Annotated in this window: 10 protein-coding genes and 1 CRISPR repeat array (1 of these 11 cut by a window edge); of the genes, 5 read left to right on the forward strand and 5 right to left on the reverse strand. The window is 45.5% G+C overall.

Annotated features, from left to right (window positions below; all coding sequences use genetic code 11):
• A CRISPR array of direct repeats spans positions 1-115; the repeat unit is 28 nt; unit sequence GTTCACTGCCGCACAGGCAGCTTAGAAA (it extends 274 nt beyond the left edge of the window).
• A 78-nt stretch (positions 116-193) separates the two neighbouring features.
• The 5 genes from Q384_RS12140 to ppsR all read right to left on the reverse strand — a co-directional run bounded on the left by Q384_RS12140 (position 194) and on the right by ppsR (position 6,474).
• Entirely contained in the window at positions 194-1,201 is a 1,008-nt protein-coding gene (locus tag Q384_RS12140; RefSeq protein ID WP_037588616.1) for a lysozyme inhibitor LprI family protein, read from the reverse strand.
• 28 nt (positions 1,202-1,229) lie between these two features.
• Positions 1,230-1,931 (reverse strand): 5'-methylthioadenosine/adenosylhomocysteine nucleosidase, encoded by a 702-nt coding sequence (locus tag Q384_RS12145; protein ID WP_037588618.1) that lies wholly within the window; start codon positions 1,929-1,931, stop codon positions 1,230-1,232.
• A 114-nt stretch (positions 1,932-2,045) separates the two neighbouring features.
• Positions 2,046-3,542: a sodium/proline symporter PutP gene (putP, locus tag Q384_RS12150; protein WP_037588620.1), complete on the reverse strand. Its 1,497-nt coding sequence runs from the start codon at positions 3,540-3,542 to the stop codon at positions 2,046-2,048.
• Between the two features lie 291 nt (positions 3,543-3,833).
• Entirely contained in the window at positions 3,834-5,459 is a 1,626-nt protein-coding gene (recD, locus tag Q384_RS12155) for an exodeoxyribonuclease V subunit alpha (RefSeq protein WP_169740869.1), read from the reverse strand.
• A gap of 193 nt (positions 5,460-5,652) precedes the next feature.
• Entirely contained in the window at positions 5,653-6,474 is an 822-nt protein-coding gene (gene ppsR / locus Q384_RS12160) for a posphoenolpyruvate synthetase regulatory kinase/phosphorylase PpsR (protein ID WP_037588622.1), read from the reverse strand.
• A gap of 259 nt (positions 6,475-6,733) precedes the next feature.
• Between ppsR and Q384_RS12165 the strand changes: the two genes are divergently transcribed.
• The 5 genes from Q384_RS12165 (at position 6,734) to pilB (ending at position 12,725) form a co-directional block, all read left to right on the forward strand.
• A complete protein-coding gene (locus Q384_RS12165) occupies positions 6,734-7,033 on the forward strand; it encodes a hypothetical protein (protein WP_037588623.1) in 300 nt (99 codons plus the stop codon).
• A gap of 436 nt (positions 7,034-7,469) precedes the next feature.
• A complete protein-coding gene (locus Q384_RS12170; RefSeq protein ID WP_037588624.1) occupies positions 7,470-8,069 on the forward strand; it encodes a Spy/CpxP family protein refolding chaperone in 600 nt (199 codons plus the stop codon).
• A gap of 198 nt (positions 8,070-8,267) precedes the next feature.
• Positions 8,268-9,251 carry a hypothetical protein gene (locus Q384_RS12175; RefSeq protein WP_037588625.1) on the forward strand — a complete coding sequence of 328 codons (984 nt, stop codon included), beginning with the start codon at positions 8,268-8,270 and terminating at the stop codon, positions 9,249-9,251.
• Positions 9,248-10,942: a single-stranded-DNA-specific exonuclease RecJ gene (gene recJ / locus Q384_RS12180; protein WP_037588678.1), complete on the forward strand. Its 1,695-nt coding sequence runs from the start codon at positions 9,248-9,250 to the stop codon at positions 10,940-10,942. Before Q384_RS12175 ends, recJ begins: the two co-directional genes overlap by 4 nt.
• Positions 10,943-11,039: 97 nt before the next feature.
• Positions 11,040-12,725, forward strand: coding sequence for a type IV-A pilus assembly ATPase PilB (gene pilB / locus Q384_RS12185; protein WP_037588627.1), 1,686 nt, complete (start codon positions 11,040-11,042; stop codon positions 12,723-12,725).
• Positions 12,726-12,931: the final 206 nt, after the last annotated feature.

Here is a 12,931-nt window from a genome sequence, read left to right on the forward strand (position 1 = left end):
TCTGACCTGCGTCAATCAGGTCATAGTGTTCACTGCCGCACAGGCAGCTTAGAAAGGCTTGGATTGTTTTTGAGGTGTTTGCCATGAGTTCACTGCCGCACAGGTAGCTTAGAAAACAAAAAGCAGCCCTAAGGCTGCTTGGTTAAAGTTTACTACCGTACAGGCGCGGAAGATATTGGTTTTCCATGCGTCATCAATGAATCACATAACCGCGCAAATAGTTAATGCGTTGGTTGGTTAATTGTGTTTCACAATTCAATTGTGCCAATTCTGCTTCACTGCCGGATTTTGCTTGTGCGGCGGCACGGCATTGCTTTTCTTTCTGGGCAACCCATTGCTCTTGATCACCAGTCAGCTCGTTGCGAATGCTTCCGTCCATATCCCGCCACAAACGATTAATTTCGGCTGTCGCATTGCGGCTATTGCTTTGTGCCTGCAATAAATCATCGGCAGATACTGTTGCAACAGCATTGGGCGGCAATACCGCACCACCGTTTAGAATGGCACTGGCCATTTGTGCATCAGCATTGGCACTGGCTTCAGATGCACTTACCGGTATTTCCGGAATTGATTGCAAGTTATTGACATTCTTCAGCGCATCGGCACGGTTAATTACTTTTCCGTTTATGGTCAGTAAATCTTTCACGCCATAAGGCAGCAATGCAGTGCTTAAAATTTGACTGAGCGCATTGATGCCCTGCCCTGTGATTTCCGGTGCACTCGCTGCTGCTTCCGCCGCAGGCATATAACTTAAAGGCTGGCTGAAAACATCGGCATTCCAGCTGACACCGCTGCCGTTTACCTGTTGATTTAAAATATCAGTAAATGTTCTTGGTGCGGGAAAAACCAAAGGCGCGTTACTTTGTGCGGTTTGCCACACAGTGTTTGGCACAGATACTTTTAAGGCTGCTTTACACATTGTTGTTGGCGTGCTGTTGTCCACCGCAACATCATCAACATTAACCAACAACTGGCTGGCAGCGGCAATAATTTTATCGGCATCAATAAAGCCGCGTGAATCAGTGGCAATGTATTGACGTGCTGATTCTGTAATATTTTTCTGCAATTGCTGCTGGATACTGGGTGTGATTAAAGCCGTATTACAGGCAGCCACATCTATTTTTGCCGACTGCTTCTCGCCGCCGCACGCACCAAGCAAACCCACAGCAACCACTCCGATAAATCCAAAACGGTATTTCATCGTTAATCCTCCAAAAACACACAAATCATTAAATTTGAATCAAGGCTTCCACCATATCAGCAGAACGCCGCCCCGCCGTTTCCAAAAAAGCATCAAAACTCATCTCTGCTTTTTCATCGGCGGAATCAGAAACCGCACGCACCACCACAAATGGAGTCTCCATTTGATAACAGGTTTGCGCAATGGCAGCGGCTTCCATTTCCACTGCCAGCACATCAATAAAATCTTCCTTAATGGCTTGAACTTTTCGGGCATCATGAATAAATTGATCACCGCTCACGATTAAACCGTGATGCACTGTCGCACCAGTGAATTTTTCAGCGGCTTTTCCTGCTTTATCAACCCATTCAGTAGCAGATTCAAACCGAGCAGGCAATTGCGGTATTTGCCCTTTATTGTAGCCGAAAGCACAAACATCAACATCATGATGAGCGGTTTCTGCGCCAATGACCACATCACCCACGCGCATACCTGTTCCCAAGCCGCCGGCACTTCCTGTGTTGATAATGGCCGAAGGAGAAAACCGTTCAATCAGCAATGCCGCAGTAATAGCAGCATTGACTTTACCAATACCGCTTAATGCCAGCACCACCAATTTCCCTGCCAAACAACCTTGGTAAAACACAAAAGCACCGATTTCAATGTATTGCTTATCAACCAATCGTTCGATTAAGGCATTCAATTCAGGAGGCATGGCGGCAATAATGCCGATTGGGGCTCGTTCACTCATATCAATCAATAAAACAGACAGAAAATCTTATGAATAATACAGACAAAAAACACCCGTGTCTGATGAATTCAGGCGCAGGTGTTTTTGTTTTACTTACTCTTTCGTTTACTTTACTTATTTCTGCATTCTTTGGAAAGCTTCATCGGCTTCTTCAAAACGTTTTTCAATGCCTTGGGCGGGTTTAGTCAGCAAAGACACCACCACAATGGCAATGGCACACGCAATAAACCCAGGGACAATTTCATACAAGCTGCTGCCGGTGATCGGCTTCCAAAACACCACAACCAAAGCGCCCAGCAACATACCGGCCAAGGCACCGGCGGCAGTCATGCGTTTCCAGAATACCGAAAAAATGACTACAGGGCCAAATGCGGCACCAAAACCCGCCCAAGCATACTCCACTAAAACCAACACACGGCTTTTGGGATCTGACGCAATCAAAATGGCAACCACAGCCACGGCAAGCACCATAAAACGACCAATCCAAACCAATTCGCTTTGCTCCGCATTCGGGCGCAGAAAGCCTTTATAAAAGTCTTCGGTGATCGCACTGGAACACACCAGCAATTGGCAGCTTAATGTGGACATCACCGCTGCCAAAATGGCAGATAAAATCACACCGGCAATCCAAGGATTGAACAGCAAAGTTGCCAAGGCAATGAAAATACGTTCAGGGTCACCGCCCAACATATTGATTTGATTTTGATAATGTCCAAAATAAGCAATGCCGTAATAGCCAACGGCAACCGCACCTGCCAAACACAAAATCATCCATGTCATACCAATACGGCGTGCTTTTTTCAAAGATTGGACTGAACTGGACGCCATAAACCGCGCCAAGATATGCGGCTGTCCAAAATAACCCAAGCCCCAAGCCGCGGCACTCACCACACCAACAAAGCTCGTGCCATAAATCAGATTGCTGTATTCTTTACCAGCTGTAGCTGCTGCGGCTTGAATCGCCGTATTCACTTCATCTGCACCGCCCACCGCCAGATACACCATAATCGGCGTTAAAATCAAGGCAAAAAACATTAAGGTTGCCTGAAGCGTATCCGTCCAGCTGACTGCCAAAAAGCCGCCGATAAAGGTGTAAATAATGGTTGCGCCCGCACCCAGCCACATGGCAGTAACATAATCCACTGCAAACAGGCTTTGAAACAAACGCGCACCCGCCACAATGCCTGAAGCACAATAAATAGTGAAGAAAAACAGAATAATCGCAGCAGATACCACTTTAATCAAAATACCGTATTGCCCGAAGCGGTGGAAAAAATATTCCGGCAAAGTCAAGGCATTGTTGTTGTATTCGGTATGAACACGCAAACGTCCCGCCACCAGCAGCCAGTTGAAATACGCACCCACTATCAAGCCAATGGCAATCCACGCTTTGCTCAAGCCGTAAACATAAATCGCACCGGGCAAGCCCAGCAACAACCAGCCCGACATATCTGATGCACCGGCAGACATTGCCGTTACAAAACTGCCCAAGCTGCGTCCGCCCAGTATGTAGTCGTCAAAATTTTTGGTAGCAAAATACGCCGCCAATCCAATTAAAATCACCGCAATAATGTAAATACTGAATGTGATGTGTATGGGATTAAAACTCATATTTACTCCTTCAATCTAATTGTTGTTTGAGATGAGATAAGCTGTTTCAAATTCAATACCGCTTGAAAAATATGCCGTAGCCGAAGACCTTTTGATCGCTCATTCAGTTACCTGCAATCTTTATACGCGCAACACAGCAATCCTCTGTACTTCAGCATGCAAACCCAAAAAACGGATTGCTGAACAAGCTATCTGTTGTTCTGTTCAAACGGCATCACATGCGTTATAAAACACCGTCTGCAATTCAGAATTGATAATTCTAATCATTTCGCGCCAATAAGTAAAGGTCAGTTAAATAATGTTATTTTGCTCTTGCAATGCGGTACGCAAGCCGCTGCGCCGTATTGAATGCGTATTTAAGGCTGCCTGAAAAGTTTCAGGCAGCTCCAAAAACACAAAGCGCGATTTGGCACGGGTAATCGCCGTGTAAAGGAGTGCGCGACTGAATAAAGCCGTTTGATCCGATTCGGCATTGATTGCAGGATTCGGCGGTAATAAATACACGGTATCATATTCCGAACCTTGGCTCTTATGTACAGTAATGGCGAACGCATCTTCATGTTCAGGCAATCGGCTCAACGCAACACAGCGGCTGCCGCCGTCAAAATATGCCTGCAACACCCCTTTTTTATCGGGCAATACCACGCCGATGTCGCCGTTATACAAACCCACGCTGTAATCGTTTTGACTGACCATCAGCGGCAAGCCGGCAAACCATGTTTTTTGTGCCGAATGTTCGTGCAAGCTCAAATAATCACGGTAGGCTTGGTTAAACGCCGTTGCGTCATCACGCCGCACAACCAACACCATGACTTGCTTCAAAGCCGCGAAGACTGCCGCAGGATTGTTTTGCCGAACCGCTTGCCAATAGTTTTGCTGTATTTGATACAAATCTGAATGGGTTTTTGCGCTCAATATTTGCCGCCAAACCAGTTCTTCAGGAAATTCAGAAAACGCCTGTGCCGCCGAGGTGATGTTTCCTTGGGTAACCGCTGATGCCAGCAAACCAATACCGCTTTCGGCATCAAAACGATGACTTTGGCTGAGCGTAACCACATTGGCACTTAACGGCGGCGTATGGTTTTCGGTGTCTATTTTTGCTTCAGGCAGCAAACGCCGCAATTGTTCCGCAGTTTGTCTCGGCAGTATCGTTTTTTGTGCCAAATCACGCACAACATCGCCCAATCCCACAGCGGGCAGTTGGTTGTGATCGCCAAGCAAAATCAATCGCGTACCCGTTTTCAAAGCATCAAGCAGCGTGTGCAGCAAAGACAAATCCAGCATGGACACTTCATCAACCACCACAATATCCGCAGATAAAGAATTTTCTTGTGAATAAGGCGTCTGCAATAAAGGCGGACGCAGTTTCAGCAAACGGTGCAGCGTTTGCCCGCCTACTTGACGTAAATGGGTTTCAACACCTTCATCGGATGAAAAACGATTTAAGGCTACCTGAAAAGCATCAGCCATGTGCGCAGCGGCTTTACCTGTGGGTGCTGCCAGCACAATACGCGGCAATTTATTTTGTGTACGCAGCATGTTTTGGCACAGCAGCATCAGCAAACTCGCAACCGTGGTGGTTTTACCCGTACCCGGTCCGCCATTAATCAGCATCAGCGGCTGAATCAAAGCCAAAGCAACAGCGGTTTTTTGTGCCTCAGCCATGTGGTTGAAATGGTAATGCAGCTGCTCTGCCGCCCAATGCCAATCAATGATTTTAGCTCCGTTACCTCGTGCCAAACGCAATAAATGAGCGGCAATCTGTTGCTCCAATTGCCACAAACGCCCGCTGAATAAGCGTTGTTTATCCAAGATAAACGGCTTAAATTCACTCGCATTGCCCACCAAAACAGGCATGTTTGCCAACACATTTACTTGCCTGCTTTGAAGCGGCAAATAAGTATGCCCTTCGTCCATACCATAAAAAAGCTTATCGGCGAAGGGTTTTAACTTTTCCCAATCCGAAAACAGCTCATGCGGCATCGCCCGTGATACCGCATCAGTAATGAGATGTGAATGGTTGTTTGTTCGAATTGAGGTGTGATCAGTTGGCATAACGATAAAAATTTACTTTCAGCAAATACGGTAGATATTCAGGCAGCCTGATTACTCAAAACCGACGGCGTAATTTGGTTGCCTGTATCACATACGCCGCCAATTCTTCCACAGATTTATGTGTGGTGTTGGTAAACGGAATATTGTGCTGCCTGAACATTGATTCTGCCTCATTCACTTCTTGGCAACAATTATCAATACTGGCGTAACGTGAATTCGGGCGGCGTTCACTGCGAATATGGTGTAATCGCTCGGATTCAATGGTTAAGCCAAAAATTTTATGACGAAACGGCTTGAGCATGCGCGGTAAATCCGTACTGTCCAAGTCTTCAGGCGTCAGCGGATAATTGGCAGCAAAAATACCGTATTGAAGTGCCAGATACAAACAAGTGGGCGTTTTGCCGCTGCGCGATACACCCATCAAAATCACATCGGCTTTCTGTAAATCTTTATCACTGACACCATCATCGTGGCTCAAAGAAAAATTGATGGCTTCCATGCGTGCATCATAACGCTCAGTGTCTTGAATACCGTGCGTTCTGCCCACAGAATGATTGGCTTCAGCGTGCAGCTCTTTTTCCAATTCACCGATAAACGCATCATAAAAGCTCAAATGTAAACCCGATGCCACTTTCACAATCCGGCGAATATTTTCATCAACAATACTGGCAAAAATCAGCGGACGAACATGCCCTGTTTCGGCAACATGGTTGATTTGCGCCACCACATCTTCAGCTTTTTGCACAGTATCCACAAACGGACACGTAATTTGTCTGAACTCAATACCGTCAAACTGATTTAACAAAGCCGACCCCATACTTTCGGCAGTAATACCGGTGCGATCAGACACAAAAAAAACATGACGAACAGAAGCCATTTCACTACCCTTTCCTTGGTAATCAATCAATTATCTTTAATATCAAATTTTCAATAAAACAAAAAATGCCAAACAAACGACACTTTAAATCAGGGCATCAACAAGAAACAAGCTTCACTTGCGTTTTACACGGCAAGCAAGGAGTTTTACGTTTATAAAACCCCGCATTACATCTGCCGGCAATAGAATAACCGTAGCAAATGAATATCATTTGCTTTCATACATAATTAGTAGATAATTAAATAAGGAGTAGTTATAGATGAAATCTTTACATCTTTCATTGATCAGTGCTTTTGCTCTTTCTTGCACTTCTCTCATCGCCCAAGCTCAAGTTGTTTCGCCTCGCCAAGACATGACTGTAAAACAGGACATGACTATGGAACAAAACATGCCGATGAAGCAGGATATGACTGCAAAACAGGGCATGCCGACGAAACAGGACATGACTATGGAACAAGACGTACCGATGAAACAGGACATGACTGTGAAACAAGACATGCCCATGAAACAGGATATGCGCTCGAAACAAAACGCACCCATGAAAGTTGAGCCGCTCTAAACACAATAACTTTCCACATGACACACAATCGGAAAAATAATCAATATCTTATACTTCATCTACTTGGATGAATGTAGGCAATAGATTAAAAAAGGTGGTTTCCCCACCTTTTTTATATTTGTGATCATATAAAAAAGATGCGCATTGATACCACACTAAGCACAAACTACACACTGCTCCCCCACTACAGAATTTGACTGAGTTCATAAACATCACAGAATGCGATATTCCTAATCTCCGCAACATAAACGTTTTGTAAAATAAACGCTTTGTAAAAACACAACACAACACAAATCCAAATTCCGTATGCGTTTTACACAGCAAGCAGGAAGTTTTACGTTTATACCCCCCGCATTACGTCTGCCTGTAATATAATTAATAGTTGTAAATCAATACCATTGTTATTTTTCTGAAACAATCAAAGGAGTAATTACTTATGAAATCTTTTCGTCATGTTTTACTGATCAGTGCCGCCGCACTTTCTTTCACCTCACTGACGGTTCAAGCCGCACCGCCTCATGGTCTGCTATTCCTCGAAAACATCAATTTGAGTAGCAGTCAAAAAACACAAATTCAACAAATTCGCGAACAATACCGTCAGAGTACCGAAAAACGCGAAAGTGCGAAAAATCAACAGCAGCAATTATCTGAACAAAAAGATGATTTGTTAAAAGACAAAACTTTTAATGAGCCTAAAGCACGCACCTTGGTCCAAGCAATAAATCAACAGCGCGATGCCATAGAATTGCAGCGATTGAAACAAGAACACGCTATTTTCCAAGTATTAACGCCGCAACAGCAGCAAACTTATTTCAATCAAAAACAAGATATGATGAAGACTGCCAAACGACCCCTTGATCAAACTGCCAAACAACCCCTTGATCAAACTGCCAAACAACCCCTTGATCAAACTGCCAAGCAACCTCTTGATCAAACTGCCAAACAGCCCCTTGATCAAAAAGTCAAAGCCACTGGAGAAATTAAAAATCAACGCAATAAAACCAAGAAAACTAACCCAATTCAACAAAATAATTGACATTGTGTATTTCACCTGAAAAGTGACACATGCCATTCAAATTAAAAAGGGCGGGTTCTCCGCCCTTTTTTGTATCCAATTAACCGCAGCAAAAACAGCAGTAAATGATTGTCTGCTCAAATACCGTATAATCAGCCACTTCACTGCACGATATTTTTATTTGACTTAAAATTGCCATCAATCAAAAAAACATCAAATATGCACCTCAATCTTGTCCTGCCCCGCTTTTTTTGGCAATACCCAAAAATTTCCTTACCCGAAATCCCGCTGACGGGCTTAAACACTTTACGACGTTTCGGCACATGGCAAAACAAATATGCTTTAAACAGCGCGTTTTATGCACATTTTTTGTGCCGCCGGTCTTTGCTCCGCCACATCAAAACCGAATTCAGGCTGCCTGAAGATAAGCCCGCACTTTTGTGCAGCCCTTTACACCAGCAGGCAGGAATGCATCATGTGCAATATTTGAGCGGCAAGTCTTTACACATCAGCTTGTATGAAGCACAAGTGATTTGTGCCGGCTTCAGCAACTGGTTCAACAAAGACGGCTGGCAATTATTGCCCTACCGCGCTGACTTATGGCTGCTCACCCTGCCGAAAACTTTGGACTTTCATGTGCCCTCACTCTTGGATTTAGACGGTTTTTTGGACGGACACAGCAAACCTTGCGGTGAAGATGCCAAAATAATATTGCGTTTACAAACCGAAATACAAATGTGGCTGCATCAACAGCCGTTTAATCAAACACGTCAAGAAAATGGGCTGCATGAAATCAATGGCATCTGGTTTGAGCATGATTTATGCGGTGATGCTGACAACAGTATCTTATATGCCGACAATCAATGGTCGAACAAACCGCTGCAAAGCCCACCCGCCTCATGGCAAGATTTACATCACAAGCTGCCTGAAAACGGAGGCGATGTGCATACATTTTTCAGTGAAATTTTCAGTGAATCGGTTCTTTCGGCAAATGCGCAGATCTATATTGAACAGCTGCATAAATGGGATAAAAATTGGTTTGTTCCTTGTCTCGATGCGTTGAAAAACGGAAATCTGGATACATTACAGCTGCATCTTTCCGGTGAACACGGCGGTTGTTTAACCGTGCGCAAACCCGGTTTATTGACTTCATTTTTTCACAAACGGCACAAAATGCCGCGCTTTAATGGGGTATGGCAATGAGCGCACAAATTTTTTGCCGCACATTTAATCAAGACGTGTACCAAACCCTGCTGGCAAGCGGCATTGCACCCTTGCAAGCACGGCTCTATGCGGCGCGGCAAGTCAAAAATGCCGATGAAACCCAAGACAACCTTAAAACCTTGCTGCCGTTTGACGGCTTAAAAAACATCAACACACTCTGCACCCGCTTGGCTGCCGCTATCCGTTTGCAAGAACGAATTGTGATTGTTGCCGACTACGATGCCGATGGTGCCACTGCCTGTGCCTTGGGCGTAAAAGGCTTGCGCAGTATGGGCGGCGTGGTTGATTTTCTCGTTCCCAACCGTTTTGAACACGGCTATGGTCTGTCGCCCGCGCTGGCACAGCTTGCCGCCGATGCCGGTGCTCAAGTGCTGCTGACCGTGGACAACGGCATTGCTGCCTTGGCAGGCGTTGAGCGGGCGCAGCAATTGGGTATCGATGTTTTGATAACCGATCACCATTTACCCGGTGATACGCTGCCCGATTGCGTGATTGTTAATCCTAATCAGCCTGATGATGCTTTCGCCAGCAAGGCTTTAGCCGGTGTGGGCGTGATGTTTTATGTGTTATGCGCCCTGCGCCGTCTGTTGCGTGAACAAAATCATTTTAATCACAGGCTGCCTGAACCCGTTATGGCTCAATGGCTGGACTTAGTCGCACTGGGTACGGTTGCTGACGTGGTAACGCTGGATCACAATAACCGTATCTTAGTGGCACAAGGTTTGAAACGCATACGCAGCGGAAAAATGTGCATCGGTATCCGTGCCCTTTTTCATATTGCCAAACGCGATTGGCGAAAAGCCGCTTGTTTTGATTTGGGCTTTGCCGTTGCACCTCGCTTAAATGCTGCCGGACGCTTAGATGACATGAGCTTGGGCATCGCCTGCTTGCTGGCGGAAACCGAAACACAAGCAAACGCATTGGCGGCTCAGTTAGACAATCTGAACCGCGAACGCCGCCAAATCGAACACGGTATGCTGGATGAAGCCTTAATGGGTTTAAACGACATCAACATTGATCAACGCTACAGTGCAGTGGTGTATCGGAATGACTGGCATCAAGGCGTGATTGGCATTGTTGCCGGCCGTTTGCGCGAACGTTTTAACCGCCCCGCCATTGTTTTTGCACCTGCCGACAACGATAAATTACGCGGTTCCGGTCGTTCCATTGCCGCTTTACATTTACGCGATGCACTTGATTTGGTCAGCAAACGTGAACCCGATTTAATCATTCAATTCGGCGGACATGCCGCCGCCGCGGGTTTAACCATTTCCCAAGCCAATTTCCCACGTTTTCAGGCAGCCTTTGAAGCCGTTTGCCAAGAGTATCTGCAACCAGAAGACTTAAACCAGCATTACCTCACCGACGGCACACTCAACGCCGATGAATTAACCCTGCAACACGCCCGAGAATTGGGTGCGGCAGTGTGGGGGCAAGGCTTTGCGCCACCCTGTTTTCATGACAACTTTGAAGTGCGGTGGCAAAAAGCTGTGGGCAGCGGGCATTTAAAAGCCGGTTTATGTAAAGACGGAAAAATATTTGAAGCCATGTTTTTCCGCTGCACTGATATTTTGCCCGACAGCATTCGCGCCGTGTACCGTCCGATTGCCAATGAGTGGCAGCAGCAGCAAGAATTGCAATTGTATGTGGACTATTGGGAAGTGGCTTAGTTGATGCTAGTCAAAGCTCAATTTGTCTTATAATTATCACTTCAATTAATTATTGGCTTTCTGCCCGTTTCGGGTCTGACCATTTTGGAAAAACACCATGAGTATCGGTTTACTGCGCGTATTATACCAACACAAAATCATCAGTTCGGAGCAAGCCGAAAAGCTGCGGGAATCTTTAGAAAAAAATCCCAACATGATGCCGGAATTATTTAAATCCGGTGCCATTGACCCACTGAAACTTGCGATATTTTTGTCGCAAACCTTTCATTTTCCGCTGCTGGATTTACATAACTATAATCAAAGTTTATTGATAAACGGTATATTAACCACCGATCAAATGCGCAGTAATCGCTGTGTGCCGATATTCAAGCGCGGCAGCCATTTATTTTTGGCAGTATCTGACCCGACCCCGATTCAAGCCTATCAAAAACTGGCGTTCACTGTCCAATTAAGCGCGGATTTGGTGATTGTTCAAGACAATCAGCTCAACCAGCTTTTGGAAAATCTTGACGACCGATCATCTGCATTAATGGGTGAATTAGGCAGCATGTCCGGTTTGTCGGAGGTATCCAATCAAGTAGCCAATGCCGATGAAGCCACTGAAGAAGACGGTCCGATTTCTCGTTTTGTTTACAAAATGTTGTCTGATGCCTTAAACAACGGCGCATCGGATATTCATTTTGAGTTTTACGAAGAAATGGCTCGGGTGCGTTTCCGCATTGACGGTCAGCTCAAAGAAGTGGCACGCATGCCCTTAAATATCCGCGACCAAGTTGCTTCACGCATCAAAGTAATGTCAAAAATGGATATTTCTGAAAAACGAGTACCGCAAGACGGGCGGATTCGTTTGCAGTTTAAGTCCAGTGCCAAGCCCATTGATTTTCGTGTAAACACCTTGCCCACGCTGTTTGGCGAAAAAATCGTAATGCGTATTTTGAATTCCGATGCCGGTATGCTGCAAGTGGATCAGCTGGGTTTTGAGCCGTTCCAAAAAGAATTGCTGATGGAAGCGGTTAATTTACCCTATGGCATGGTGTTGGTGGTGGGACCAACGGGTTCAGGTAAAACCGTTACCCTCTATACCTGTTTGAATATTCTCAACACCGAAGACATTAATATTTCCACAGCCGAAGACCCTGCCGAGATTAATTTGCCCGGCATCAACCAAGTAAATATGAATGACAAACAAGGGCTGACTTTTGCCTCTGCCTTGAAAGCGTTTTTACGGCAAGATCCTGATGTCATTATGATTGGTGAGATTCGCGATTTGGAAACCGCCGATATTGCCATTAAAGCCGCGTCAACCGGTCATATGGTATTTTCTACCTTACACACCAACAATGCACCGGCAACCTTATCGCGCATGTTAAACATGGGTGTTGCTCCGTTTAACATTGCCAGCGCAGTGAGCCTGATTGTGGCGCAGCGGTTGGCACGGCGGCTGTGTTCCTGCAAAGCACCCATGGAACGCCCGCCGGAATTTGCACTGAAAAAAGCCGGCTTCAATGACGAAGACTTGGCAAAAGAATGGACAATGTACCGCGCTGTCGGCTGTGATCGCTGCAAGGGTAAAGGTTATAAAGGACGTGCCGGTATTTATGAAGTGCTGAAAATCACGCCGTCTGTGCAAGAAATTATCATGAACAACGGCAATGAAGTGGATATTCGCAGACAGGCTTTAAAAGAAGGCTTTGTGGAAATGCGCCGTGCGGGTTTGCTGAAAGTCATGCAAGGCGTTACCACTTTAGAAGAAGTAATCGCCACCACCAATGACAATGAATAAACAATAACAAAAAAACGCGGGTAACTAAATATTGCCCGCGTTTTTTGTTGCCCCAATACCAATCATTTACACGTCATGGTCTGGGCTCGGTATTCTACCGAACGCAAACCTTTTCATTTCAGGCTTATTCTTTCGTTGTTTCAGCAAAGATTAAAGTTAAGCCGCAAAAAACGAACGATTACCCGCCTGTTAATGCCCTGAACCAC

It is taken from the genome of Stenoxybacter acetivorans DSM 19021 (genome assembly GCF_000745895.1).
GTDB classification, from domain to species: Bacteria; Pseudomonadota; Gammaproteobacteria; order Burkholderiales; family Neisseriaceae; genus Stenoxybacter; species Stenoxybacter acetivorans.